General features: G+C 69.2%; 22 protein-coding genes and 1 riboswitch. Of the genes, 14 read left to right on the top strand and 8 right to left on the bottom strand.

Translation table 11 applies throughout. The features are described 5' to 3' along the window. Together K206_RS0113970 and K206_RS0113965 are read right to left on the bottom strand one after the other, a co-directional pair. Positions 1–219, bottom strand: a 219-nt coding sequence (locus K206_RS0113970) for a DUF4126 domain-containing protein (RefSeq protein ID WP_043366601.1), incomplete at its 3' end; no start/stop codon positions are given. Positions 220–422: 203 nt separating this feature from the next. Beyond that, positions 423–1,379, bottom strand: a complete 957-nt coding sequence (locus K206_RS0113965; RefSeq protein ID WP_020203024.1) for a LysR substrate-binding domain-containing protein — start codon at positions 1,377–1,379, stop codon at positions 423–425. Positions 1,380–1,585: 206 nt separating this feature from the next. Between K206_RS0113965 and xdhA the strand changes: the two genes are divergently transcribed. From xdhA to K206_RS0113925, 8 genes are all read left to right on the top strand, one after another. Continuing rightward, positions 1,586–3,097: a xanthine dehydrogenase small subunit gene (gene xdhA / locus K206_RS0113960; protein WP_020203023.1), complete on the top strand. Its 1,512-nt coding sequence runs from the start codon at positions 1,586–1,588 to the stop codon at positions 3,095–3,097. A gap of 16 nt (positions 3,098–3,113) precedes the next feature. Further along, positions 3,114–5,489, top strand: a complete 2,376-nt coding sequence (gene xdhB, locus K206_RS0113955; protein WP_020203022.1) for a xanthine dehydrogenase molybdopterin binding subunit — start codon at positions 3,114–3,116, stop codon at positions 5,487–5,489. 11 nt (positions 5,490–5,500) lie between these two features. Next, positions 5,501–6,553 carry a xanthine dehydrogenase accessory protein XdhC gene (gene xdhC, locus K206_RS0113950; RefSeq protein ID WP_020203021.1) on the top strand — a complete coding sequence of 351 codons (1,053 nt, stop codon included), beginning with the start codon at positions 5,501–5,503 and terminating at the stop codon, positions 6,551–6,553. Further along, positions 6,550–7,614, top strand: coding sequence for an adenosine deaminase (locus tag K206_RS0113945; RefSeq protein WP_020203020.1), 1,065 nt, complete (start codon positions 6,550–6,552; stop codon positions 7,612–7,614). The genes xdhC and K206_RS0113945 overlap by 4 nt, the downstream gene beginning before the upstream one ends. A gap of 73 nt (positions 7,615–7,687) precedes the next feature. Continuing rightward, positions 7,688–9,019: a guanine deaminase gene (gene guaD, locus K206_RS0113940; RefSeq protein ID WP_020203019.1), complete on the top strand. Its 1,332-nt coding sequence runs from the start codon at positions 7,688–7,690 to the stop codon at positions 9,017–9,019. A gap of 208 nt (positions 9,020–9,227) precedes the next feature. Next, positions 9,228–10,328, top strand: a complete 1,101-nt coding sequence (locus K206_RS0113935; protein ID WP_020203018.1) for a fatty acid desaturase — start codon at positions 9,228–9,230, stop codon at positions 10,326–10,328. A 69-nt stretch (positions 10,329–10,397) separates the two neighbouring features. Further along, the gene (locus tag K206_RS0113930; RefSeq protein WP_020203017.1) at positions 10,398–11,156 is read left to right on the top strand and encodes a cyclopropane-fatty-acyl-phospholipid synthase family protein; all 759 of its coding nucleotides are present in this window, start codon (positions 10,398–10,400) and stop codon (positions 11,154–11,156) included. Positions 11,157–11,242: 86 nt separating this feature from the next. Continuing rightward, positions 11,243–11,400: riboswitch (yybP-ykoY riboswitch) on the top strand. Positions 11,401–11,487: 87 nt separating this feature from the next. Next, the gene (locus tag K206_RS0113925; protein ID WP_029043615.1) at positions 11,488–12,063 is read left to right on the top strand and encodes a TMEM165/GDT1 family protein; all 576 of its coding nucleotides are present in this window, start codon (positions 11,488–11,490) and stop codon (positions 12,061–12,063) included. A 19-nt stretch (positions 12,064–12,082) separates the two neighbouring features. Here K206_RS0113925 and K206_RS0113920 read toward each other — a convergent pair whose 3' ends face one another. The 3 genes from K206_RS0113920 to uraH all read right to left on the bottom strand — a co-directional run bounded on the left by K206_RS0113920 (position 12,083) and on the right by uraH (position 14,759). Further along, positions 12,083–12,883 (bottom strand): NADPH-dependent F420 reductase, encoded by an 801-nt coding sequence (locus K206_RS0113920; RefSeq protein ID WP_020203015.1) that lies wholly within the window; start codon positions 12,881–12,883, stop codon positions 12,083–12,085. A gap of 286 nt (positions 12,884–13,169) precedes the next feature. Beyond that, on the bottom strand, positions 13,170–14,375 hold the full coding sequence (locus K206_RS0113915) for a urate hydroxylase PuuD (protein WP_020203014.1): 1,206 nt from the start codon (positions 14,373–14,375) through the stop codon (positions 13,170–13,172). A 30-nt stretch (positions 14,376–14,405) separates the two neighbouring features. Next, complete coding sequence (uraH, locus tag K206_RS0113910) at positions 14,406–14,759, bottom strand: hydroxyisourate hydrolase (RefSeq protein ID WP_029043613.1); 354 nt, start codon at positions 14,757–14,759, stop codon at positions 14,406–14,408. 323 nt (positions 14,760–15,082) lie between these two features. Here uraH and K206_RS0113905 point away from each other — a divergent pair, with 323 nt between their 5' ends. From K206_RS0113905 to K206_RS0113885, 5 genes are all read left to right on the top strand, one after another. Then, on the top strand, positions 15,083–15,823 hold the full coding sequence (locus tag K206_RS0113905; RefSeq protein ID WP_020203012.1) for a GntR family transcriptional regulator: 741 nt from the start codon (positions 15,083–15,085) through the stop codon (positions 15,821–15,823). 146 nt (positions 15,824–15,969) lie between these two features. Beyond that, positions 15,970–17,376 (top strand): nucleobase:cation symporter-2 family protein, encoded by a 1,407-nt coding sequence (locus K206_RS0113900; protein ID WP_020203011.1) that lies wholly within the window; start codon positions 15,970–15,972, stop codon positions 17,374–17,376. A gap of 73 nt (positions 17,377–17,449) precedes the next feature. Next, positions 17,450–18,400: an allantoinase PuuE gene (gene puuE, locus K206_RS0113895; protein ID WP_029043612.1), complete on the top strand. Its 951-nt coding sequence runs from the start codon at positions 17,450–17,452 to the stop codon at positions 18,398–18,400. Beyond that, positions 18,397–18,915 (top strand): 2-oxo-4-hydroxy-4-carboxy-5-ureidoimidazoline decarboxylase, encoded by a 519-nt coding sequence (gene uraD / locus K206_RS0113890; RefSeq protein ID WP_020203009.1) that lies wholly within the window; start codon positions 18,397–18,399, stop codon positions 18,913–18,915. The genes puuE and uraD overlap by 4 nt, the downstream gene beginning before the upstream one ends. 207 nt (positions 18,916–19,122) lie before the next feature. Next, positions 19,123–20,208: a porin gene (locus tag K206_RS0113885; RefSeq protein WP_020203008.1), complete on the top strand. Its 1,086-nt coding sequence runs from the start codon at positions 19,123–19,125 to the stop codon at positions 20,206–20,208. Between the two features lie 144 nt (positions 20,209–20,352). Here K206_RS0113885 and K206_RS0113880 read toward each other — a convergent pair whose 3' ends face one another. Next, complete coding sequence (locus K206_RS0113880; protein WP_020203007.1) at positions 20,353–22,530, bottom strand: TonB-dependent siderophore receptor; 2,178 nt, start codon at positions 22,528–22,530, stop codon at positions 20,353–20,355. Between the two features lie 520 nt (positions 22,531–23,050). Here K206_RS0113880 and K206_RS0113875 point away from each other — a divergent pair. Then, complete coding sequence (locus K206_RS0113875; protein ID WP_029043610.1) at positions 23,051–23,296, top strand: hypothetical protein; 246 nt, start codon at positions 23,051–23,053, stop codon at positions 23,294–23,296. A 155-nt stretch (positions 23,297–23,451) separates the two neighbouring features. On the opposite strand, the gene K206_RS0113870 is transcribed toward K206_RS0113875, so the two are convergent. Both K206_RS0113870 and K206_RS0113865 read right to left on the bottom strand, forming a co-directional pair. Beyond that, positions 23,452–25,773 (bottom strand): NADP-dependent malic enzyme, encoded by a 2,322-nt coding sequence (locus K206_RS0113870; protein ID WP_029043609.1) that lies wholly within the window; start codon positions 25,771–25,773, stop codon positions 23,452–23,454. Between the two features lie 205 nt (positions 25,774–25,978). Then, positions 25,979–26,596: a DUF4136 domain-containing protein gene (locus K206_RS0113865; protein WP_020203004.1), complete on the bottom strand. Its 618-nt coding sequence runs from the start codon at positions 26,594–26,596 to the stop codon at positions 25,979–25,981. Positions 26,597–26,760 lie beyond the last annotated feature (164 nt).

Raw genomic sequence — 26,760 nt, 5'->3', positions numbered from 1 at the left:
CCAGAACGAATCGAAGCCGGGCACCTTGTCGGCCACGAACTCGGCCAGCGCCAGCAGCGCGGCCAGGGCGATCATCCACCATGACTCCAGCACCTGCAGCCCCGGCGGCAGGTGCAGCAGCCCCAGGCGCCCGAGCGCGCCGGCCGTGAACACGGCCAGATAGAGGCGGAATCCGCTGGTCCAGGACAAGCCCGCGGCCAACGCGGCCGTTTCTAGCATGAGGCTCCTTGCGTGTCTGTGGCGAAAGGCGCGCAGCCAGCCGCTGCAAGCAGTGTAATACGGCGCCGCCGGAATGGCCGATGAATGGCCGCCCGGCCGCCCGAATAGCCGCCCGGATGTCGCGCAACCGCCGCCATCGCGGCCAGGGCCGTGGCCAGCGCCGGAAGCGCCATGCCAGTCACATGCGGCCGTCCGCCGGCGGGTCAGGCCGGCACTTCCCCGAGCCTGGGCAACTGCGGCAGTTGCGGCAGCTCGGCCGCCACCTCCGCGATCATGCGCCGCAGCCACATCACGTCCGGCGCCGCGTGGCAGCGCTCGTGCCAGAGCTGGTAGAAGCGCATGCGCGGAAACGGCACCGGCGACGGCACCATGCGCAGCGGCAGGTACTGCGAATAATGCGCGGCGAACTGGCGGCCGGTGGTGAAGACCATGTCGGTCTTCATCAGCACGTAGGGCACCAGGCCGAAATACGGCAGCGTGACCTGGATATTGCGCTTGTAGCCTTGCTCGGCCAGCGCCTGGTCGATCATGCTGCGCTGCATGGACGCATACGGCGCCGGCGCCAGGTGCGGCATCTCCAGGTAGTGCTTGAGCGTCAGGCCCTTGCGCGCGAGCGGGTGCTGGGCGCCGAGCATGCACACCACCTCGTCGTCGAACAGCGGCGAGATGTGCAGGTGCTCGGGCGGCGACAGCCAGTTGCCGACCACGATGTCGAGCTGGCCCTGCTCCAGGCTTTCGAGGAAGTCGCTGGAGGAGGTCATCGGGTGCACGAACAGCCGGGCGCCCGGCGCCAGCCGGCGCACGCGCTCGACGATGTTGGGCAGGAAAAAGGCGTCGAGGTAGTCGGGCGCGCCCAGGTGGAACGTGCGCGTGGTGGTGGCCGCATCGAAATGCTGCGGCGGGCGGGCGATGCGGTCCATCGCCGCCAGGCTCTGCTCGGCCAGCGCCAGCAGCTCGCGCCCGCGCTCGGTCGGCACCATGCCGCTCTTGCCGCGCACCAGGATGGCGTCTCCGGTGATCTCGCGCAGGCGCTTGAGCGTGTTGCTGATGGCCGGCTGCGACTGGCCCAGCTTGACCGCCGTGCGGGTCACGCTCTGCTCGGTCAGCAGGGTGTGCAGCACACGCAGCAAATAGGTGTCGAGATGGTCGCGTCCGTGCATGGCGAGGGGGCGCCGGGGCGCGCCGCGGCGGCCGGTGGCGTGGGGGATGGGAACGGCGCATAGTGTATGTCAGGCACCCCGCCAGCGGTCAATCCGGGCGGCGGCGCAACGCGCTCCCGCCCTTGATGGGGCATATCACCTGGGCCGAATATTGCATCATCGGCCTGAGTGCTATGTTTTGCCCCATTGCAAAGAGAGACGACATCATGGAGACGCAAACCATCCGCTTCTACCACCGCGGCCAGGTCAGGGAGGTCGGCGGCGCGCCCGTGACCCGCACCGTGCTGCAGTACCTGCGCGAGGACGTGCGCTGCACCGGCACCAAGGAAGGCTGCGCCGAGGGCGACTGCGGCGCCTGCACCGTGGTGCTGGGCGAGCTGCGCGAGGATGGCGAGGTCGAGTTCAAGGCGGTCAACGCCTGCATCCAGTTCCTGCCCACGCTGGACGGCCGCGCGCTCATCACCGTGGAAGACCTGCGCCAGGCCGACGGCGCGCTGCACCCGGTGCAGCAGGCGCTGGTGGAATGCCACGGTTCCCAGTGCGGCTTCTGCACGCCCGGCTTCGTGATGTCGCTGTGGGCGCTCTACCAGCAGCACGCCGGCGACGCCGGCAGCGGCCGCGCGCCGGCGCGCGACGCCATCTGCGACGCCCTTACCGGCAACCTGTGCCGCTGCACCGGCTACCGCCCCATCGTCGAGGCCGGCCAGTGCATGATGGCGCTGCCGGCGCCGCGCGCCGGCAAGCTCGATGCGCGCCACATCGCCGAAACCCTACGCGCGCTGCGCCGCGACGAGACCTTCCACTACAGCGCCGACGGCCAGCATTTCTACGCGCCGCGCACGGCGTCGGCGTTCGCCGCGCTCAAGGCCGCCGAGCCCGGCGCGCGCATCCTGGCCGGCAGCACCGACGTGGGGCTGTGGGTCACCAAGCAGTTCCGCGAGCTGGGCAACCTGCTGTACGTGGGCCAGGTGGCCGACCTGCAATACATCCGGGAAAGCGAGGGCATGATCGAGATCGGCGCAGCGGTGTCGCTGGAGCGCGCCTACGCCGCGCTGGAAGCGGCCCACCCCGGCCTGCGCGAGCTGTGGAAGCGCTTCGCCTCGCTGCCGATCCGCAACGCCGGCACGCTGGGCGGCAATATCGCCAACGGCTCGCCGATCGGCGACTCCATGCCCGCGCTGATTGCGCTCGGCACCGAAGTGGTGCTGCAGCGTGGCGACACGCGCCGCGCGCTGCCGCTCGAAGACCTCTACCTGGCCTACCAGAAGACCGCGATGGCCGAGGGCGAGTTCGTCGCGGGCCTGCGCGTGCCGCTGGCCGGCCCGCGGCATTTCCGCACCTACAAGCTGTCCAAGCGCTTCGACGAGGATATTTCCGCGGTGTGCGCCGCCTTCGCCATCACGCTCGGCGACGACGGCGTCATCGCCCACGCGCGCGTGGCCTTCGGCGGCATGGCCGCCACGCCCAGGCGCGGCGCGCATGCCGAGGCCGCCCTGCTCGGCCAGCCCTGGACCGAAGCCACCGCGCGCGCCGCGATGGCCGCGCTGGCGCAGGACTACGCCCCGCTCACCGACATGCGCGCCACCGCCGCCTACCGCAGCCGCGGCGCCGCCAACCTGCTCTACCGCTTCTGGCTGGAAACGCGCGCCGACGCGCTGCCGGCGGCGGCCGTCAACGTCCGCGCGCCGGGCGCCGGCCAGGCCCTGGCCACCGCCTGAGGGGAGGACCGGCACCATGAACAAGCAAACCGAACCCTTCCTGCTCGACGCCGGGAACGAACGCGACGGCGACGACCGCGCCATCGCCACGCCGCAGGTCGGCATCTCGCGCCCGCACGAATCGGCGCACCTGCACGTGGCCGGCACCGCCACCTACACCGACGACATCCCCGAGCTGGCCGGCACGCTGCACGCCGCGCTCGGCATGAGCACGCGCGCCCATGCGCGCATCAGGTCGGTCTCGCTCGACAAGGTGCGCGCCGCGCCCGGCGTGGTGGCGGTGCTGACCGCCGACGACATCCCCGCCACCAACGACTGTGGCCCGATCCTCCACGACGACCCGATCCTGGCCACCGGCGTGGTGCAGTTCATCGGCCAGCCGCTGTTCGTGGTGGTCGCCACCTCGCACGACGCCGCGCGCCGCGCCGCGCGCCTGGGCGCGATCGAATACGAGGACCTGCCCCCGGTGCTGTCGCCCGAGGCCGCGCACCAGGCCGGCAGCTACGTGCTGCCGCCGATGCACCTCGCGCGCGGCGAGCCGGCCGGCCGCATCGCCGCGGCCGCGCACCGCGAGCGCGGCCATATCCGCCTGGGCGGCCAGGAGCAGTTCTACCTGGAAGGCCAGATCGCCTACGCCGCGCCCAGGGAAAACGACGGCATGCACGTATGGTGCTCCACCCAGCATCCGACCGAGATGCAGCACGCGGTGGCGCACATGCTGGGCTGGCACGCGCACCAGGTGCTGGTGGAATGCCGGCGCATGGGCGGCGGCTTCGGCGGCAAGGAATCGCAGTCGGCGATCTTCGCGTGCTGCGCGGCGCTGGCGGCGTGGAAGCTGCTGTGCCCGGTCAAGCTGCGCCCGGACCGCGACGACGACATGATGATCACCGGCAAGCGCCACGACTTCGTGTTCGACTACGAGGTCGGCCACGACGCCGACGGCCGCCTCGACGGCGTGGCCGTGGAGATGGTCTCGCGCGCCGGCTTCTCGGCCGACCTGTCCGGCCCGGTGATGACGCGCGCGATCTGCCACTTCGACAACGCCTACTGGCTGCCCGACGTGCGCATCGACGGCTACTGCGGCAAGACCAACACGCAGAGCAACACCGCGTTCCGCGGCTTCGGCGGCCCGCAGGGCGCGTTCGCCATCGAGTACATCCTCGACAACGTGGCGCGCACCGTCGGCCGCGACGCGCTCGACGTGCGCCGCGCCAACCTGTACGGCAAGACCGAGCGCAACGTCACGCCCTACGGCCAGACCGTGGAGGACAACGTCATCCACGAACTGCTCGACGAGCTGGAAGCCAGCAGCGCCTACCGCGCGCGCCGCGCCGCCACGCGCGCGTTCAACGCCGCCAGCCCGGTGCTCAAGAAGGGCATCGCCATCACGCCGGTGAAGTTCGGCATCTCGTTCAACGTGGCCCACTTCAACCAGGCCGGCGCGCTGGTGCACGTGTACAACGACGGCTCGGTGCTGGTGAACCACGGCGGCACCGAGATGGGCCAGGGCCTCAACACCAAGGTGGCGATGGTGGTGGCGCACGAGCTCGGCATCCGCCTGGAACGCGTGCGCGTGACCGCCACCGACACCAGCAAGGTGGCCAACACCTCGGCCACCGCCGCCTCCACCGGCTCGGACCTGAACGGCAAGGCCGCGCAGGACGCCGCGCGCCAGATCCGCGAGCGGCTGGCCGCGTTCGCCGCGCGCCAGGCCGGCGTGGAACCCGGCGAGGTCAGCTTCGGCGACGACCTGGTGGTGGCCGGCGAGCTGCGCCTGGACTTCAGCGAGCTGGCCCGCCAGGCCTACATGGCGCGCGTGCAGTTGTGGTCGGACGGCTTCTACACCACGCCCAAGCTGTACTGGGACCAGTCGAAGCTGCAAGGCCGGCCGTTCTATTACTTCGCCTACGGCGCGGCCTGCTCCGAGGTGCTGGTGGACACGCTGACCGGCGAATGGAAGCTGCTGCAGGCCGACGTGCTGCACGACGCGGGCCGCTCGCTCAACCCGGCCATCGACATCGGCCAGGTCGAAGGCGCCTTCATCCAGGGCATGGGCTGGCTCACCACCGAGGAACTGTGGTGGAACCAGGACGGCAAGCTGATGACGCACGCGCCGTCCACCTACAAGATCCCCACCGTCAACGACTGCCCCGAGAACTTCACCGTGCGGCTGTTCGACAACCGCAACGTGGAGGACAGCATCCACCGCTCCAAGGCGGTCGGCGAGCCGCCGCTGCTGCTGCCGTTCTCGGTGTTCTTCGCCATCCGCGACGCGGTGGCCAGCGTGGGCGGCTACCGCGTCAACCCGCCGCTGTCGGCGCCGGCCACCGGCGAGGCCATCCTCGACGCGGTGGACGCGGTGCGCGCCGCGGCCACCCCGGCATCCTGGTAGGAAGGCACATCATGCAGGACGCCCCCCTCAAGCCCTTCCGCTTCGCCGACGCCATCCGCTGCGTGCGCGCCGGCGTGCCGGCGGCGCTGGTCACGATCGCCGAGGTCAAGGGCTCGGCCCCGCGCGAGGCCGGCATCCGCATGCTGGTGACGGCCGGCGACCTCGTCGGCACCATCGGCGGCGGCCATCTCGAATGGCGCGGCATGGAGATCGCGCGCGGCATGCTGGCGGCCCGGGCCGCGCCGGACACGGGCGGCCCGGCGCGCCAGGTGGTGCGCATCCCGCTCGGCCCGGCGCTGGGACAGTGCTGCGGCGGCGTGGTGCGGCTCGCCTTCGAGGTGCTCGGCGAGGCCGACCTGCCGTGGCTGGAAGCCGTGCAGGAAGCCTTCGCCGCCGGCCGCTCGCTGGCGCGCACGGTGCCCGCGCATGGCCCGGTGCGGCATGCGCCGGCGCCGGCGCTGCTGCCCTCCGTGACGCTGGACCGGCACGGCGGCTGGACCGACGTGATGGTGCCCGACGAGATGCAGGTGGTGCTGTTCGGCGCCGGCCACGTCGGCCATGCGCTGGTCACGCTGCTGGCCAGCCTGCCGTGCCGCGTGCACTGGGTGGACGAGCGCGACACCCTGTTCCCGGCCGGGCTACCGGCCAACGTCAGCGCCGAAGCCACCGACATCCCGGAGGCGGTGATCGACGCCGCGCCGGCGGGCAGCTATTTCCTCGTGATGACGCACAGCCACGCGCTGGACCAGACGCTGTGCGAGCGCATCCTGCGCCGCGACGACTTCGCCTATTTCGGCCTGATCGGCTCCAAAACCAAGCGCGCGCGCTTCGAGCACCGCATGGCCGAGCACGGCATCGACCCGGCGCGCTTCGCCGAAATGACGTGCCCGATGGGCATCGCCGGCATCACCGACAAGGCTCCGGCTATGATTGCGGTTGCCATCGTCGCCCAGTTGCTGCAGGTCCGCGACCAGCGCGCCGCCCACCTGGGCGCGCTGAGCGCGGCACGCGGCGGCGAAGCGGCGGGAACGACGCAAACCAGAACCGCAAAAGGAACCCCATGACGCTCGATGCCGCGCTCGCCGACCGTATCCGCCTGACCCCCAAGGCGGAGCTGCACGTCCATATCGAAGGCACGCTCGAGCCCGAGCTGATCTTCCGGCTGGCCCAGCACAACCACGTGAAGCTGCCCTATCCCAGCGTGGAAGCGCTGCGCGACGCCTACGCCTTCACCGACCTGCAGTCCTTCCTCGACATCTACTACGCCGGCGCCAGCGTGCTGCTGACCGAGGATGACTTCTTCGACATGACGATGGCCTACGTGCAGCGCGCGGTGGCCGACAACGTGCGCCACGCCGAGATCTTCTTCGACCCGCAGACCCACACCGCGCGCGGCGTGCCGATCGGCGTGGTGATCGACGGCATCTCCGACGCGCTGGCCCAGGCGCGCACGCAGTTCGACTTCTCCAGCAGCCTGATCCTCTGCTTCCTGCGCCACCTGTCCGAGGAAGACGCCTTCGCCACGCTGGAAGCCGCGCTGCCCTACCGCGACCGCTTCATCGGCGTGGGGCTCGACTCCTCCGAAAAAGGCCACCCGCCGGCGAAGTTCGCGCGCGTGTTCGCGCGCGCCCGCGAGCTCGGCCTGCGGCTGGTCGCGCATGCCGGCGAGGAAGGCCCGGCGCAGAACGTCACCGACTCGCTCGACATCCTCAAGGTCGAGCGCATCGACCACGGCGTGCGCGCCATCGACGATGCCGCGCTGGTCGAGCGCCTGGCGCGCGAGCGCGTGGCGCTGACCGTGTGCCCGCTGTCGAACCAGAAGCTCAAGGTCTACCCGGACCTGCGCGACCACTCGCTCAAGCGCCTGCTCGACGCCGGCGTGCTGGTCACGCTGCACTCGGACGACCCCGCCTATTTCGGCGGCTACATGAACGCCAACTGGGAAGCCACCTTCGCCGCCCTGCCGCTGACCGCGGCCGACGGCCACGCGCTCGCGCGCAACAGTTTCGAGGCGGCCTTCCTGCCCGCCACGCAGAAGGCCGCCTTCCTCGCCGAAGTCGACCACTTCTGGCAAGCGCCGCTGCCCGCGGCCGAACCCGCCGCCGCGCCGGCCGCCCCGGCCTGAGCGCGGCGCATGCCGAGATGCCGGCGCGCGGCCCCGAGCGGGCGGCGCGCCGGCGCACCACGAGACACCAACCATGACGACCTGCCCCCCGACTTCCGCCACCACCCGCGCCATCCGCGGCCGCGTGCTGCATTTCCTGCGCGACCCCCAGTTCCATGAAGACGCGCACCAGTACTGGGAAGACGGCGTGCTGATCGTCACCGCCGGGCACGTCGCCGCGGCGGGCGCCTACGCCGAGCTGGCCGCGCGGATCCCGCCCGGCGCCGAGATCGTCGACCGCCGCGGCAAGCTGATCGTGCCGGGCTTCATCGACACCCACGTGCACTACCCGCAGACCGACATCATCGCCTCGCCCTCGCCGGGCCTGCTGCACTGGCTCGACACCTACACCTTCCCCGAGGAGCGCCGCTTCGCCGAGCCGGAGTACGCCGCCGCGGTGGCCGGCTTCTTCGCCGACGAACTGCTGCGCAACGGCACCACCAGCGCGGTGGCCTGGAGCACCGTGCACAAGGCCTCGGCCGAGGCGCTGTTCGCCGAGGCCGAGCGCCGCAACCTGCGCCTGGTCACCGGCAAGGTCATGATGGACCGCAACTGCCCGGAATTCCTGCGCGACACCGCCGAGTCCGGCGCGCGCGACTCGGCCGACCTGCTGTCGCGCTGGCACGGCAGGAAGCGCCTGTCCTACGCCATCACGCCGCGCTTCGCGCCGACCTCCACCGAAGCGCAGCTGGCCGCCTGCGGCGAACTCGCCAAGGCTTACCCGGACGCCTTCATCCAGACCCATGTGGCGGAAAACCGCGACGAGGTGAAATGGGTGGCCGAGCTGTTCCCGCAGGCGCGCAGCTACCTCGACGTCTACGACCAGTACGGCCTGCTGCGCCCCGGCGCGCTCTACGGCCACGCCATCTACCTGGACCAGGATGACCGCCGCCGCCTGGCCGACAGCGGCGCCGCGGTGGCGCACTGCCCCACCTCCAACCTGTTCCTCGGCAGCGGCTTCTACGACTTCCACCAGTCCGACGCCAACCGCCTCAACGTCACGCTGGCCACCGACGTGGGCGGCGGCACCTCGTTCTCGATGCTGCGCACCATGAACGCCGCGCACAAGGTCGCGCGCATGGGCGGCTACCACCTGAGCGCGCTGCGCATGTTCTACCTCGCCACCCGCGCCGCCGCCGACGCGCTCGGCTGGAGCGCGCGCGTGGGCAGCTTCCTGCCCGGCTGCGAGGCCGACTTCATCGTGCTCGATCCGCAGGCCACGCCGCTGATCGCGCGCCGCAGCGAGCGCTCGCAGACGCTGGAAGAGCAGTTGTTCGCCTTCGCCATGCTCGGCGACGACCGCGCCGTGAGCGAGGTCTACGTGATGGGCGAGGAAGCCGGCGCCACGGCACGCGCGGCGCACTGAAGCGGCAAACCCCGGGGGAACAGAGCGGGGTAGCGACCCCAAACGGCACGGAAAAGTGCCGCTTGAAACTCTTTTAGAGTGCCGCCATGCTCTTTTTGACGCCAGTCAACACCCCCGTCATACATCCCTTCTAAGCTGTCGCAATCTCGGGCCCGTGCGGCCACTAATCGCCCAATTCCATTCCAGGCGTTCGACAACTGAAGGTGCCATGACCGTCTCGCAGCAAATTCCCTTTCCCGAACCGGTTTCCCCCGACGCTCCGCTGCCCCCGCGCAAGGTCATCCGCAGCTGGATGCTCCCGATCACGGCGCGCAGCACGCCGCGCGCGCTGGTGCTGTTCGCGCTCGACACCGCGCTGTTCGCCGCGGCGCTGGCCGCCGTGGTGCTGCTCTCCCACTGGCTGGCCAAGACGGCCGCCGGCGTGGTGACGGGCCTCATCATCGCCCGCCTGTTCATCATCGGGCACGACGCCTGCCACCAGAGCCTGACGCCGCGCCGCGGCCTCAACAAGTGGCTCGGGCGCCTGACCTTCCTGCCGTCGCTGACGCCCTACAGCCTGTGGGAAGTGGGCCACAACGTGGTCCACCACGGCTACTCCAACCTCAAGGGCTTCGACTTCGTGTGGGCGCCGTACTCGCTCGAGGAATTCCAGGCGCTGCCGCGCTGGCGCCGCGCGATGGAGCGCATCTACCGCACCGGCTTCGGCGCGGGCCTGTACTACCTGGTGGAAATCTGGTGGTGCAAGATGTTCTTCCCGAACCGCCGCCAGATGCCCACGCGCCGCGCCATCTTCATGTGGGACTGCGTGCTGGTGGCCGCGTTCGGCGCCGCCTGGATCGGCGCGCTGGTGTGGCTGGCGCTGGCGACCGGCCAGTCGGCCGTGCAACTGGTCGGCCTGGGTTTCGTGCTGCCGTTCCTGGTGTGGAACCTGACCGTGGGCTTCGTGCTCTACGTGCACCACACCCACACCAGCGTGGCGTGGTACGACACCAAGGCGATGTGGGCGCGCGCCCAGCCGTTCGTCTCCACCACCGTGCACCTGCGCTTTCGCTACGGCATCGGCGCAGCGCTGCACCACATCATGGAGCACACCGCGCACCACGTCGACATGAGCGTGCCGCTGTACCGCCTCAAGCGCGCCCAGGCGCTGCTGGAGCAGGCCCTGCCGGGCCGCATCATCATCCAGAACTTCAGCTGGCGCTGGTATTTCGGCACCGCGCGCCGCTGCAAGCTGTATGACTTCAAGGCGCTGTGCTGGACCGACTTCCGCGGCCGCCAGACCAGCGACAACGCGCCGGTGCCGCTGTAAGCGGGGCAGTCGCGCCACAAGGTGATGCACGGATCCGGATCCCATTCGCACCCGTAAGGAGCCGCCGCGGTGGACATTCCACGGATCTTCAGCATCACCGAAAGCGCTCACCGCATCCATAACCCGTTCTCGCCCGAAAAGCTCGCCACGCTCGGCGCGGCGCTGCGCATGGCGCCAGGAACCCGTGTGCTCGACCTTGGCAGCGGCTCGGGCGAGATGCTGTGCACCTGGGCCCGCGACCACGGAATCACCGGCACCGGCATCGACATGAGCCGGTTGTTCACCGGGCAGGCGAAACTCCGCGCAGAAGAACTCGGCGTCGCCGATCGGGTCCGGTTCATCCACGGCGACGCTGCCGGCTACGTCGCCGACGAGAAGGCCAACGACAAGGCCAACGTGGCGGCCTGCCTCGGCGCCACCTGGATCGGCGGGGGCGTGGCGGGCACCATCGGGCTTCTGGCGAAGAGCCTGCGCGCCGGGGGGATCATCCTCGTCGGCGAACCGTACTGGCTGCGGTTGCCGCCGACGGAAGACGTCGCCAGGGGCTGCCTCGCCGGCTCGGTTTCCGACTTTCTCCTGCTTCCCGGACTTCTCGCGTCTTTCGGCGACCTCGGCTACGACGTCGTGGAAATGGTGCTGGCAAGCCAGGACGACTGGGACCGGTACGAGGCGGCCAAATGGCTCACCATGCGCCGATGGCTCGAGGCGAATCCCCACCACGACTTCGCGAAGAATGTTCGCGCCGGGCTGGCCTCGGAACCCGGGCGCTACGCCGCGTACACGCGTGAATACCTGGGCTGGGGCGCGTTCGCGCTGATGGCGCGGTGACGCGAGGCGGCGATCGGCAACGGATTTTCTCCGGCGCGCGGCGCGATCGGAGGGACTGGACGAGAACAGCCCGCCTTGGCATAATGCGGGCTTCCATTGGGGAGTAGCCGCCCCGTTTTCACCACCCGCGCAACGCGGGATGCGAAAAAACGGGGGCACACGTCAACAGACTTGACCGCTTGCGGTTATGGCGTGCGCAGCTTCCGGGGCGGGCCTGCGGCCTGCTTCCAGGGCCTGGCGAGACCGATGACATCACCTTTCTGGCCGGGCCGGGAAAGGTGCGTGTCATTGGCATCTCGCGATGCATCGGCCCGGACACACCCACAAAAGAATGGAAGCCTTCCTCGTCTCCACAGGCATCGTCGCCCTTGCTGAAATGGGCGACAAGACCCAGTTGCTGTCGCTCGTGCTCGCGGCCCGCTACCGCAAGCCGCTGCCCATCATCCTCGGCATCTTCATCGCCACCATCGTCAACCACGGTTTTGCCGGCGCGCTCGGCGGCTGGATCACGCACGTGCTCGGCGCCGACGTGCTGCGCTGGATCCTCGGCGCGGGCTTCATCGCGATGGCCGGCTGGATGCTGATCCCCGACAAGCTCGACGACGCCGAGCAGGGCAAGCCGGCCAAGGGCGCGCTCGGCATCCTCGGCACCACCATCGTGGCCTTCTTCTTCGCGGAGATGGGCGACAAGACGCAGATCGCCACCGTGGCGCTGGCGGCGCGCTTCAGCGGCGAGGTGATCGGCGTGGTGGCCGGCACCACCTTCGGCATGATGCTGGCCAACGCGCCCGCCGTGCTGCTCGGCGACCGCTTCGCCAACAAGATGCCGATCGCGCTGGTGCACAAGATCGCCGCGGCGATCTTCCTGGTGCTGGGCGTGCTCGCGCTGCTGGGCGTGGGCGCCTGAGCGCGCCGCGCCGCCGGCGCTATTGCGGCGCCGGCCTGCCGAGCACCTGCGCGATGCGCGCGCGCAGCTCGTCGGCCGAGCCCATCTGGCGGAACAGCGGGCCGCCCGGCGCAAAGCTGTTCGCGGTGGCCAGCGGGCCCACCACCACCGGCTCGAAGCCGGCGTCGCGCACGAGCTGCGCGCCGACGCGCAGGGCCTGCGCGTCATCCGCGGCGATCGGCACCGCCAGCAGCCCGCCCGCGCGGTGACTCTCCCGCGCGAACTCGGCCGCGCCCGTGAAGTTGAACGCGCGCACCACGCGCGCGCCGCGCAGGTACTTCGCCGTGGTGATGCCGATGCCGTTGCCGGCCGCTTCGTCGGCGATGGCGCCGTCGCGCGCGCGCACCGCGTTGGTCGCGTCCACCACCACCTTGCCGCCGAAGGCGTTGCCGTTCTGCTCGGCGAGCTCGGGCAGCGCCTTGTAAGGCACGGCCAGGAAGATCACGTCGGCGAACGCCAGCGCGTCGGCCACGGTGCCGGCGCGCGCGAGCGGGCCGAGCTTGTCCACCAGCGGCTTGAGCGCGTCCGGGTGGCGCGAGGAAAACAGCACCGGGTGGCCGGCCCGCACCCACAGTCCGCCGATGGTGCCGCCGATGTTGCCGGAACCGATCACGCCGATGCGCGCCGGGCCGGCATTGCCTTGCGCCCGCGCGCGCGCGGGACGCAGGCCCAGCGCCAGCGCCGCCAGGGCGGCGCCCGAGCCGCCCAGCAGCAAACGGCGGCGCCGGTCGGCCACGGCATGCGCCACGGTGGTGGCGGCCTGACTATCGGGACGAGACATATCTGACTCCTGAGTTCGAGAACCACAGGGGGCGACTCATGGCAGGCACCGCGCCGCCAGTGCCCGGCAAGCGCGTGGCACGGGCGGCACGGCTGGCCTGCCTTCGCACTCTAGACCAAAAATGGCGCGTGCGTGGCGGCGCGGCGCGGCGCGCATCGTGGCGTAGTGGCGTAGTGGCGGTGAAATGAAAACGGGGCTTGCGCCCCGTTGGATTGCCGGCAACCTTCGGCAAGCCGGCGATGCCGGCAAACCCGGCCAGGCGTGCATCACGCCGGCCAGCCCCCCATCAATTCGCCGTCTTCGCCCCCGCCTCGAACCACTGCCCCAGCAGCGCGCGCTCGTCGTCGGTGATCTGCGTGACGTTGCCCAGCGGCATGGCCTTCTGCTGCACGGCCTGCTGGTAGATCAGCTGCGCGTGCGCCTTGATCTCGTCGGCGGTATCGAGCTTGATGCCCTTGGCGGCGCTGGGCATCAGCTTGGGCGACGCGGCGTGGCACTGGATGCAGCGCGAGTTGATGACCTCCTGCACCTGGGCGAAGCTCACCGGCGCGGCGGCCGCGCCGTCCTTGCCGGCCACGGTCTCGCGCGGCACCGGCGCGATCATGACCGCGACCACGCCGAGCACGGCCACGCCGGCGGCGGGCCACGCCACGTTGATCCTGCCCTTGTGCTTGAGGATGAAGAACTGGCGGATCAGCACGCCGGCCAGCATGATCAGCACCAGCACGGCCCAGTTGTACTTGTAGCTGTAGGTCATGCTGTAGTGGTTCGACAGCATGGCGAACAGCACCGGCAGCGTGAAGTAGGTGTTGTGCACGCTGCGCTGCTTGGCGTGCTTGCCGTGCACCGGGTCGACCGGATCGCCCTTGCGCAGCGCCGCCACCACCTTGCGCTGGCCGGGGATGATCCACACCAGCACGTTGGCGCTCATGATGGTGGCGATCATCGCGCCGGTCAGCAGGAACGCCGCGCGGCCCGAGAACACGTGGCACGCCACGTAGGCGGCCACCGCCACGTAGACCGCCACCAGCACGCCGACGGTGCGGTCGCTCTTGCCGAACAGGCGGCAGATGCAGTCGTACACCACCCAGCCCGCGGCGAGGTAGGACAGCGCCAGCCCGACCGCCGCGCCGGGCGACATGTCGTAGACGTTGCGGTCGATCAGGAACGTGCTGGCGTTGAACAGGTACAGCACCACCAGCAGGCCGAAGCCGGTCATCCAGGTGGAATAGGACTCCCAGTAGAACCAGTGCAGGTTCTCCGGCAGCGTCCTGGGCGCGGTGAGGTATTTCTGCGGGTTGTAGAAGCCGCCGCCGTGCACGGCCCACAGCTCGCCGCCCACGCCCTTCTCCTGCAGCTCGGGGTCCTGCGGGCGCGTCAGGCTGTTGTCGAGCCAGACGAAATAGAACGAGGAACCGATCCACGCGATGGCGGTGATGACGTGCACCCAGCGCAGCAGCAGATTGGCCCAGTCGAGGATATAGCCTTCCATGTCTTGTCTCCTGTATTGCCTGGCCCGCGCTCAGCTGCCGCGGTAGGTCGAATACGACCAGGGGGAGACCAGCAGCGGCACGTGGTAGTGCGCGTCCGTGTCGGCGATGCCGAAGCGCAGCGTCACCACGTCGAGGAAGGCCGGCTCGGGCAGCGCCGCGCCCTGCGCGCGGAAGTAGTCGCCGGCGCCGAACTCGAGCTCGTAGACGCCGGCGGCGAAGCTGTCGCCCTCCAGCAGGGGCTGGTCGCAGCGGCCGTCGTGATTGGTGACGACGGTCTTCAGCGCCTCCCTGTGATTGTCGACAATTTTATGCAGGGTGATCGACATGCCGGCGCCGGGTTTGCCGGTTGCGGTGTCGAGTACATGCGTGGTCAAGCGTCCCATCCTGTTCTTCCTTAGGGCTTTGGGTTGTGAGAGGCGCCGCTGCCTTCACTAGCACCATTTATGGGAATGGTGCCCGCTCGGTACGTATTTCTAACGCATCCCGGCGCTGGACTGGTGCAGGGCGAAGATGCTTCGCACCACTCCGGATGGCAACTCAGGAATTACCCTGAGTTGTCGAAAACCTAGATCGGTTTTGTTGACAATATTGAGTGCATAACCAAATAATTGTCAACAATTTTTGGGGCGCGCCACCGGTTCCCTCGGCTTCCTTCCGGGCCACCGCAGCGCGCCGCTTTCCTCCTCACCGATATGCTGGTGCCAAGATGTCCAAGAGTCTCAAGCTGATTGGCGGCGCCGACGCCGCCGCCCCGGCCGAAATCAAGCCCGCGCGCAAGGGCTCCGTCGAGGAGCGCATGTATCACGAGATCTATGACGCGATCATGGAGCACCGGCTGCCGCCGCGCACCAAGCTGACCGAGCACTCGCTTTGCGAAATCTATGCCACCGCGCGCCACACCGTGCGCAAGGTGCTCGCGCGGCTGGCCGCCGACGGCATGGTCGACCTCGAGCCCAACCGCGGCGCGTTCATCGCCAGCCCGTCCACCGACGAGGCGCACGACATGTTCGAGCTGCGCCAGATGCTCGAGCGCGCGGTGCTGGAAAAGCTCGCCGCGATGCGCGACGTCAAGCGCGTGATCGCGCCGCTGCGCAAGATGGTGGAGGCCGAGCGCCAGGCCTTCCTCGGCCACGAGCGGCCCAAGTGGATCCGCCTGTCGGCCGAGTTCCACACCGCGCTGGCGGAGCTCTCGGGCAACGCGCTGCTGGTCACGATGATGCGCCGGCTGGTGTCGCGCACCACGCTGATGATCGCCAGCGTGGAGGCGCCGGGCAACAACGCCTGCTCGTTCGACGAGCACGAGGAGATCCTCGATGCCCTGGAACAGGGCGACGCGGCGCTGGCCCAGCGCCGCATGGCGCACCATCTCGGCGCCTGCGCCGACCGCGTGCAGCCCGACGAGCCCGGCAACTTCGATCTTCGCAGCGTGCTGGGCCACTCCACCTAGCGCGATGTTCCCGCCGCCACCCGCGGCCAAGGCCCGATTCCTGCTCAAGAGAACGCGTCACCGACGATGCGCGCGGGCCGGAACCACGAACAGGGCCAGCCACCGGCGGCGTTCCCATCAAAATCCAAAGGAGAGGAGAGACACCCATGACTAGCGCCAGCACCACGGTCCCCGCGGACCTCACCAACGAGCGGCTGCCCTCGGGCCGGCTGCTCGCGCTCGGCCTGCAGCACGTACTGGTGATGTATGCCGGCACGGTTGCGGTGCCGCTGATCATCGGCGGCGCGCTGAAGCTCCCCAAGGACCAGCTTGCCTTCCTCATCAACGCCGACCTGTTCGCCGCCGGCCTGGCCACGCTGATCCAGGCGGTCGGCATCTGGAAGTTCGGCATCCGCATGCCGGTGATGATGGGCGTGACGTTCGCCTCGGTGGCGCCGATGATCGCGATCGGCTCGGACCCCAACGTGGGGCTGCTCGGCATCTACGGCGCGGTGATCGCCGCGGGGGTGTTCGGCATCCTGGTGGCGCCGCTGATGGGGCGCATGCTGGGCCTGTTCCCGCCCGTGGTGACGGGCACGGTGATCACGCTGATCGGCGTGTCGCTGATGCGCGTGGGCATCAACTGGGCCGGCGGCGGCCAGCCCACCACGCGCGCGGTGATCGACGGCGTGGTCAAGGAAGTGCCCAACCTCGCCTACGGCGACCTCGGCGCGCTCGGCATCGCCGGGCTGGTGCTGGCGGTGATCCTGCTGCTGAGCAAATACGGCCGCGGCCTGGTGTCGAACTGCGCGGTGCTGCTGGGCATCGTGGCCGGCACGCTGGTGGCGATGGCGCTGGGCAAGGTGTCGTTCGACGGCGTGCGCGAGGCCAGCATGGTCGCCTTCATCACGCCGCTGCATTTCGGCGTGCCCAGCTTCGACCTCGCGGCCACGCTGTCGATGTGCGTGGTGATGCTGATCACGCTGGTGGAGTCCACCGGCATGTTCCTCGCGCTGGCGGACATCACCGGCAAGCGCCTGTCCAACGACGACCTCACGCGCGGCCTGCGCGCCGACGGCCTGGGCACCGTGATCGGCGGCGTGTTCAACACCTTCCCGTACACCTCGTTCTCGCAGAACGTGGGCCTGGTCACGGTGACGGGCGTGCGCTCGCGCTACGTGGCCGCGGCCGGCGGCATCATCCTGATCGCGCTGGGGCTGTTCCCCAAGATGGCCCACATCGTGGCCTCGGTGCCGCAGTTCGTGCTGGGCGGCGCGGGCATCGTGATGTTCGGCATGGTGGCGGCCACCGGCATCCGCATCCTCGGCTCGTGCGACTTCAACCGCAACCGCCACAACCTGTTCATCGTCGCCATCTCGATCGGCTTCGGCATGATCCCCACGCTGTCGCCGACGCTGTTCCAGTACCTGCCCAAATGGACCGACCCGTTCACGCACAGCGGCATCGTGCTGGGCACCATCGTGGCGGTGCTGCTCAACCTCTTCTTCAACGGCATGCAGTCGCGCGAAGACGCGATGCGCCACGCCGCGGCGAATTCGCACGGCACCGAATGAGCGCTGTACAACAAGCGCGCAGCACTACGAGCCGGCGGCGTCCGGCACCGTTTCCTGAGACACCATGACCCTGATGACAAGCAACAACTATCCACGCGACCTGGTCGGATACGGCGGCCAGCCACCGCATGCCCGCTGGCCGGGCGGCGCGCGCGTCGCGCTGCAGTTCGTCCTCAACTACGAGGAAGGCGGCGAGAACAACGTGCTGCACGGCGACGCCGGCTCCGAGCAGTTCCTCTCGGAGATCATCGGCGCGGCGGCCTACCCGGACCGCCACATGAGCATGGAAGGCGTGTACGAGTACGGCTCGCGCGCGGGCGTGTGGCGCATCCTGCGCGAGTTCGAGCGGCGCGGCCTGCCGCTCACGATCTTCGGCGTGTCGATGGCGCTGCAGCGCCATCCCGAGCTGACCCGCGCGTTCGTCGCGCTCGGCCACGAGATCGCCTGCCACGGCTGGCGCTGGATCCACTACCAGGGCATCGACGAGGCCACCGAGCGCGAGCACATGCGCATCGGCATGCAGATCATCAAGGAGCTGACCGGCACGCTGCCGCTGGGCTGGTACACCGGCCGCGACAGCCCCAACACGCGCCGCCTGGTGGTGGAGCACGGCGGCCTGCTCTACGACTCGGACTACTACGGCGACGACCTGCCGTTCTGGACCGAGGTCGAGGTCGGCGGCGGCGAGAAGAAACCCCACCTGGTGGTGCCCTACACGCTGGACTCCAACGACATGCGCTTCGCCACGCCGCAGGGCTTCAACACCGGCGAGCAGTTCTTCCAGTACCTCAAGGACGCCTTCGACGTGCTCTACGCCGAGGGCGACCCGCAGGGCCTGGACCGGCCCAAGATGCTGTCGGTCGGCATGCACTGCCGCCTGCTGGGCCGCCCGGGCCGCATGCGCGGGCTGCAGCGCTTCCTCGACTACGTGCAGGGCCACGACAAGGTGTGGATCTGCCGGCGCGTGGACATCGCGCGCCACTGGATCGAGACCCATCCCTATCGCGCGAAGGCACAAGCATGAGCCAGACCTACACCCTCGGACAACTCAACGCGCTGCCCGCCGCCGGCTTCGTGCAGGTGCTCGGCGGCATCTACGAACACTCGCCGTGGGTGGCCGAGGCGGCCGCCGCCAAACGCCCGTTCGCCGACATCGCCACGCTGGCCGACACCATGCGCGCCATCGTCGACGGCGCCGGCGGCGAAGCCCAGGTCAGGCTGGTGCGCGCCCACCCGGAGCTGGCCGGCAAGGCCGCGGTGCGCGGCGAGCTGACCGCCGAGTCGACGCGCGAGCAGAGCGGCGCGGGCCTCGACCAGTGCTCGGCCGAGGAGTTCGAACGGCTGCAGGATCTCAACCGCCGCTACAACGCGAGGTTCGGCTTCCCGTTCATCCTCGCGGTGCGCGGCTACGACCGCGCCGGCATCATCGGCGAATTCGCCCGGCGCGTCGGCAACGAGCCCGCCGCGGAGTTGCAAACATGCATCAATCAGATCCATCGCATTGCGCAGTTCCGGCTGGACGACTTAGTATCCCGCTGAGTTGAAATGGGCAGCCTGCTTATCGATTGCAGGACACGGTTGCAAGACGCGATTGCAGGACATCGGTCACAGGCGCCCGGGCAGCATCCGGCGGGGTTCCGCGAGCCAGCGGAAGCCACCGCCGGAGCATGCCCCAAGAACGAATAGAACCCGTCAGGGACCCAGTACACAAAAGCACGCAACGGATCAACCACGGAGAAATCACCAATGCATAAGCAATTCAAGCCGGCACTCAAGCTGGCGGCGGTGGCTGCCGCCCTCGTCAGCGGCGCCGCCGCCGCGCAGTCCAGCGTCACGCTGTACGGCCAGGCCGACATGTTCGTCGGCGGCACCAAGGGCGTGGGCTCGGCCGGGCGCGCCTGGGTCGCGGACTCGGGCGGCATGCAGACCTCGTACTGGGGCATCAAGGGCACCGAGGACCTCGGCGGCGGCACCAAGGCCGTGTTCGACCTGAACGGCTTCTTCCGCACCGACGGCGGCCGCTCGGGCCGCTTCGACGGCGACTCGATGTTCAGCCGCAACGCCTTCGTCGGCCTGCAGAGCGACAAGCTGGGTTCGGTCAAGCTCGGCCGCAACACCACGCCGTACTTCGTGTCGACCATCCTGTTCAACCCGCTGATCGACTCCTACGTGTTCTCGCCGATGGTGTTCCACACCTACTTCGGTGCGTCCAACGCGCGCGTGAACGACCCCGGCATCATCGGCGACTCGGGCTGGAACAACTCGGTGCTGTACTCCACCCCGACCATCGGCGGCCTGACCGCCAACGTGATCTACTCGTTCGGCGAGAAGGTCGGCTCGATCGGCCAGAACAAGTGGGGCGGCAACCTGACCTACTTCAACGGCCCGCTCGCCGCCACGCTGGCCTTCCAGCAGGTGAAGTTCGACAGCACGCCGGGCGACGTCACCGCGTCGTCCAGCCCGCTGCTGGTCGGCTTCAGCAAGCAGAACGCCGTGCAGGCCGGCCTGAGCTACGACTTCCAGGTGGTGAAGGTGTTCGCGCAGGGGCAGTACATCAAGTCCGACATCAACAACAACCCCAACGGCGACATCAAGCACTACAACGGCCAGGTCGGCGTGTCGGTGCCGATCGGCGCGGGCAGCGTGCTGGCGTCCTACGCCTACGACAAGACCAAGAACTCGGTCGCGGACTTCAAGCGCAACACGGTGGCGCTCGCCTACGACTACAACCTGTCCAAGCGCACCGACGTCTACGCGGCGTACTTCTACGACAAGATCACCGACCTGTCGCACGGCGACACGTTCGGCGTGGGCGTGCGGCACAAGTTCTGAAGGCAAGAAAAAACCCGCCTTGGCGGCGGGCCGGATTGCCAGAGGTTCGCGCCCCTCTCCCATGCAATGGGAGAGGGGCGACCACCAGCAGCAGGCTGACTCCGTCAGCAAGCCGACCCGCCCTCGTGGCGGGTTTTTCTCGCCTCAGAAATCCACCGTCATCGCCACCTTGAACGTGCGCGGCGCGCCCTGCAGCAGGTAGCCTCCGTAGGTCGAAGCCCAGTACGCCTTGTTGGCCACGTTCTCGACCAGCGCGCGCACCGTGTAGCGCTGCTGCGCGGCCTTGAAGGTATAGCGCGCGCCGAGGTCGAAGCGGTTCCAGGACGGAATGCTCACGGCGTTGGCGGCATCGAGGTACTGGCGCCCGGTGTACAGGTAGCGGCCCGTCACGGTGGCGCCGGCCAGCCACGGCAGGTCCCATTCCGCGCCGAGGTTCAGCGTGTAGTTCGGCACGCCGATGGCCTTGTTGCCGTTGTTGGCGCCGTTCTCGGTGTTGGTCAGCTTGGCGTCGATGTAGGCCATGCCGGCCAGCACGCGCACGCCGGGCAGCGGCTCGCCGAAGCCGCTCAGCTCGACGCCGCGGTTGCGCTGCTCGCCGGCCATGCCGAAGGTGTTGCTAGCCGCGTCGGTGACGCCGACCGGCTGCTTGATCTGGTACACCGCCAGCGTGGCGCCGAACTTGCCGCTGTCCCACTTGACGCCGGCCTCGTCCTGCTTGGACTTGATCGGCGCGAACACGTCGTTGCGGTTGATCACCGTGGTCGGCGGCGTGGGCCCCTGCGCCAGGCCTTCGATGTGGTTGGCGTACAGCGAAATGTTGCGCCACGGCTTGACCACCAGGCCGAACGCGGGCGAGGTCGCCGAACGGTTGTAGTCGCTGGTCTGCGGGCCGTCGTAGCTGTAGCCGCGCACGCTGAGGTTCTGCTGGCGCACGCCGAGCGTGAGCAGCACGCGGTCCTGCAGGAACGACAGCGTGTCCGACACCGCCACGCTGCTCAGGTTGGTGCGGCCGGTGGTGCCGGGATCGGTCATGTTGCCGCCGACCAGGATGGTGCCGGGGCGCGGCGCCGAGACGAAGTCGTACAGGTTGGCCGGCACCGACGAGCCGAAGTCGTAGGCGGTGTTCTTCTTGGTCTGCATGCCCGACCACGCCAGGTTGACCTGGTGCTTGACCGGGCCGGTCTCGAAGCGGCCGCGCACGCCGACCTCTTCCGAGGTGGTGTCGGCCTTGTACGGCACGGTCAGGCGCCCGGCGGTGCCGATGCCGTTGCCGTCCACGGTGGGCGTGGAGTAGTTGCCGAACTCGTTGGTGTGGTGCGCGCCCAGGCCCGCGTAGACGGTCCAGGCCGGCGCGATGTCGACCTCGCCGCGCAGCGTGCCGTAGGTGTCCTCCAGCATGGAGTTGGCCCACGGCTGGGTGTAGTTGGCGCTGGCCGACGGCACCGCGGGCAAGGTGGTGCCGTTGAGCTGGACGATCGAGCGGCCGCCGTAGATGCTCTGCTTCTGGTAGCCGACGTCGGCCGACAGGCGCACCTTGTCGCCCTGGTAGTCGAGCCCGGCGGTAAACAGGCGCTGCTGCCGGTTCTCGCGGTCGACGGGCGTGTCGCCGCCGCGCGCCAGCGCGTTGATGCGCACGCCGAACTGCTTCTGCTCGCCGAAGCGGCGGCCGATGTCGATGTGGCCGCCGACCTGCGCGTCGCTGCCGTAGTCGAGCGTGGCCTGGGTGATGGGCGCGTCGGTGGCGAACTTGGGCACCAGGTTGATGCCGCCGCCGATGCCCGAGCCGCCCGGCGTCACGCCGTTGAGGAACGCGCTCGCGCCGCGGAACACCTCGACCCGCTCCAGCCCCTCCACCGCCACCAGCTGGCGCGGCGCGATGCCGTACAGGCCGTTGTAGGAGATGTCGTCGCCGGTGAGCTGGAAGCCGCGCACCACGAACGACTCGGCGTAGTTGCCGAAGCCGTAGCTGCTGCGCACGCCCGGATCGTTGGCCAGCACGTCGGCGATGCTGCGCGCCTGCTGGTTCTGCATCAGCTCGGCGGTATAGGAGGTCACGCTGAACGGCACGTCCATGATGTCCTGGTTGCCCAGGATGCCGAGCCGGCCGCCGCGCGCCACCTGGCCGCCGGCGTAGGCGGGCGGCGTCTGGTCGGCGGCGGCGGCGGGCGCGCGCACGGTCACTTCCGGCAGGCTCTCGGCGGGCGCCGGGGCCGCCTGCTGCGCCAGCGCGAAGGAAGGCAGGGCGCCGGCCACGGCCAGCGCCGTCACCAGCGGGCGCAGCCGGGCGGCGGCGAGGAAACGGCCGGAATGCGCAAGCCGCATGGCGGCGCGAGCGCGCAGTGCCGCGCAAGGCACATGCGAACCACGTGAAGCTGAAGACAAGGTAAAACTCCCGATGTTCTGTGCGTGCCCGCGAGGGGCACGTTGCTGACCCAAGACAACCTGTGCGTCCATCGCGCGGCAACGACGCGGCGTGGGCGTTCTGGACGGTGTGGGCGGATTATTTCAGAACAACGGGTAAAATGTAAATGATATTGATTTGTATTATCGTTTCATTTCCACACCAATGGACGCAAGAAATGACCTGCGCGGACCTGGACGGCGGCCCGGGAAGTGGCTTCGGGGGGAGGCATCGCTGCGGAGCGCTCCGGCGGGAGGCTGGCGCCGGGCCTGCGGCGGAACGCCGCGGCAACGACGGGATTGTTGCAATGCGATAGAGACAGTCTACCGTGTCATCGGGATCGAAAGCCGTTGTTTAATAGACCGATTCAATTGGCGAGCACGCCGATGCCTGCCTAGATTTATGTTCCAGGCAACAAAACGGCAACGGACGAGGTGACTCATGCGGCGTGATGCAAAGACCCGGTCGGAGTTGATGGCCATCCTGAACCAGTTCCTCAACAACAATCCCGAGTGCGGCGAATGCGAACTGCACGCCATGCGCGTGCACCAGCCCGACCACACCGGCTGTAACTGGAGCGCGGAAGTCGACTTCCCGCGCGAATGCGATGACCACCTGCCGACCAAGCTGGCAGCCGCCAAATCGATCATCGTGGTGATGCGCGAGCAGTACAACCTGCTGCAATAGGCCGCGACGGCAGGCTGCGGCGCCTGTGGCAGGCGCAGGAACATCGAGGGTTTTGCCGGACCGGCGGGACTGCTTCACAAGCCGGCCCAAAAAAACGGGGCTCCAATGAGGAGCCCCGTTTTTCATGGCGCGGCCCGCAGCCGCGCGGCGCCGCTTCAGCGCGCCGAGTTGGCCTCGGCCACGGCCACGGCCGTCATGTTGACGATGCGGCGCGCGGTGGCGTGCGGGTTGAGGATGTGCACCGGCTTGGCCGCGCCCAGCAGGACCGGGCCGACCGTGACGCCCTGCCCGCCCGTGATCTTGAGCAGGTTGAAGGCGATGTTGGCCGCGTCCAGCGTCGGCATGACCAGCAGGTTGGCGCTGCCGGCCAGTTGGGTGCCCGGCAGGAAGTGGCGGCGCACGTCCTCGACCAGGGCCGCGTCGCCCTGCATCTCGCCTTCGACCTCCAGGTGCGGCGCGACCTGCGCCAGGATCTCGTGGGCCGCGCGCATCTTGCGCGCCGACGGGCGGTTCGACGAACCGAACATCGAGTGCGACATCAGCGCCACCTTCGGCTGGATGCCGAAGCGCTTGATTTCCTCGGCGGCCAGCTGGGTGATGGCGGCCAGTTCCTCGGCGGTCGGGTCGTCGTTGACGAAGGTGTCGGTGATGAACAGCGTGTACTTTTCCAGCATCAGCGCGTTCATCGCCGCGAACACCTTGGCGCCCGGCGCCAGGCCGATCACGTCGCGCACGTGCTCCAGGTGCGCCTCGAAGCGGCCCACGGTGCCGCACAGCATCGCGTCGGCGTCGCCCATGTGCATCAGCATGGTGCCGATCAGCGTGTTGGAGCGGCGCAGCGCCACCTTGGCCATGTCGGGCGTGACGCCGTCGCGGCCGCGCAGCGCGTGGTAGGCCTCGTGATAGGCGCGGTAGCGCGGATCGTCTTCCGGGTTGACCAGCTCGAAGTCCACGCCCGGCTTCAGGCGCAGGCCGGCCTTCTCGATGCGCATCTGGATCACGTGCGGGCGGCCGATCAGGATCGGGCGCGCCAGGCCTTCGTCGACCACGCCCTGCACCGCGCGCAGCACGCGCTCTTCCTCGCCCTCGGCGTAGACCACGCGCTTGGGCGCGGCCTTGGCGGCGGAGAACACCGGCTTCATGATGAGGCCGGTGTGGTAGACGTACTGCGACAGTTGCTGGCGGTAGGCTTCCAGGTCCTTGATCGGGCGCGTGGCCACGCCGGATTCCTCGGCCGCCTTGGCCACCGCCGGCGCGATCTTCTCGATCAGGCGCTGGTCGAACGGCGTCGGGATGATGTAGTCGGGACCGAACTTCAGTTCCTGGCCGCCGTAGGCTGCCGCCACCGCGTCGTTGAGCTCGGCCTCGGCCAGCTCGGCGATGGCCTTGACGCAGGCCAGCTTCATCGCTTCCGTGATCTTGGTGGCGCCGCAATCGAGCGCGCCGCGGAAGATGTACGGGAAGCACAGCACGTTGTTGACCTGGTTCGGGTAGTCCGAACGGCCGGTGGCGATGATGCAGTCCGGGCGCGCGGCCTTGGCGATCTCCGGGCGGATTTCCGGCTCGGGATTGGCCAGCGCCAGGATGATGGGCTTGTCGGCCATCGTCTTGACCATCTCGGCGGTCAGCACGCCGGCGGTCGAGCAGCCCAGGAACACGTCGGCGCCGTTGACGATGTCGGCCAGCGTGCGGTCGGCGGTTTCCTGCGCGTAGCGCGCCTTGTTGGGCTCCATGCTGGCGTCGCGGCCGACGTAGATCACGCCCTTCGAGTCCACCACCGTGATGTTGGTGCGGGTCACGCCCAGGCTCACCATCGTGTCCAGGCAGGCGATGGCCGCCGCGCCGGCGCCCGAGACCGCCACCTTGACCTTGGCGATGTCCTTGCCCACCACCTTGAGGCCGTTGAGCAGCGCCGCGGTCGAGATGATGGCGGTGCCGTGCTGGTCGTCGTGGAAGACCGGGATGTTCATGCGCTCGCGCAGCTTCTGCTCGATGTAGAAGCACTCGGGCGCCTTGATGTCCTCGAGGTTCACGCCGCCGAGCGTGGGCTCCAGCGCGGCCACGATCTCCACGATCTTGTCCGGGTCGCGCGCGTCGAGCTCGATGTCGAACACGTCGATGCCGGCGAACTTCTTGAACAGGCAGCCCTTGCCTTCCATCACCGGCTTGCCGGCCAGCGGGCCGATGTCGCCCATGCCCAGCACCGCGGTGCCGTTGGTGATCACCGCCACCAGGTTGCCGCGCGAGGTGTATTCGGCGGCCATCGCCGGGTCCTTGGCGATTTCCTCGCAGGCGTAGGCCACGCCCGGCGAGTACGCCAGCGACAGGTCGCGCTGGTTCGACAGCGCCTTGGTCGCCGTTACCTGGATCTTGCCCCTGGTCGGGCTGCGGTGATATTCCAGGGCCGCCAGGCGCAACTGCGCTTCGGGGCTGTTGGGGACATGTTGCGGTGCATCACCGCCGGTCTTGCTGCTCATTGTGCTCGTCCGGGTAGTGGCCCGGCCGGAGTCCGCCGCTCCCGCGCTGCTCTCGGCGTGCTCCGGCCTTTCGGGCCGAAAAATCGAGCCGTCATTCTAGCTCAGGCAGGCGCGGCGCGAAGCCCCCGCCACCGGCGCGGGCAGGGCTTGCGGGCCCCGCGCCGGGCAATTCAGTTTTTACCGCGGCGGGGGCAATGCCCTCGCCTCACTTGTCGCCCGGCTCCAGCGGCAGGGTCACGCGATGGGGCCGGCCGCTCTCGGCCGGGAACTGCGTGAAGGCGCTGCGGATCAGGTAGGGCATGGCCGCCTGCAGCGACGAGCCCTCGCCGCGGTGATACGCGCTGACCTGGTAGACCTTCTTGCCGCTGGCCGCCTCCTTGAAGACCACGCGCAGCATGGACAGCGTCACCGGCACGTCGCGCACGGTCGTGACCGGCGGCCAGTAGCCCGGGCCGCCCCAGCCCCACGGGCGGTAGTACGGTCCCCAGTAGGGACCCCAGTACGGGCCGCCGTACCACGGATCGGGATAGGTGGTCTCCTGCACGCGCATCAGGCGCTGGTTGCTGTCGTACTCCATGCTGACCAGGTAGCGCGCCTGCGGCCGCGCCACCTGTTCGAAGCCGACGCCGGACAGCGTCTGCGCCAGCCACTGCTCGTAGGTCTGCTCCTCGAGCTGGGCTTCCTGGCCCGGCGCGCGGTCGAAGGCGTAGGTGCGCGGCGGGTCGTTCTGCCAGTTGCCCTGGCGGAAGGCGGTCACTTCCGTGGTGACGGTGCTGGCGCAGCCGGACAGCAGCGCCGCGCCCAGCAGCGCCGCGCCGGCCATCGCCCTGGCGCGCCGCGCGCCCCCACCCGCCAGCCGCGCCCATGCGCCGGCCACTCCTTGTCTTGTCATGATGCCCCTCGCAAGATTGTTCTTCCGTACTTGGCATGTCCGGCCGGGGCGCGCTTGGCTACAATGGGTTCTTCAGCGCCATGCCGGCGCGGCCC

Source organism: Cupriavidus sp. WS (assembly GCF_000395345.1).
GTDB lineage: Bacteria > Pseudomonadota > Gammaproteobacteria > Burkholderiales > Burkholderiaceae > Cupriavidus > Cupriavidus basilensis_B.
Note: the sequence above shows the minus strand (reverse complement) of the source record. Positions and strands in the feature narration are given on the sequence as shown.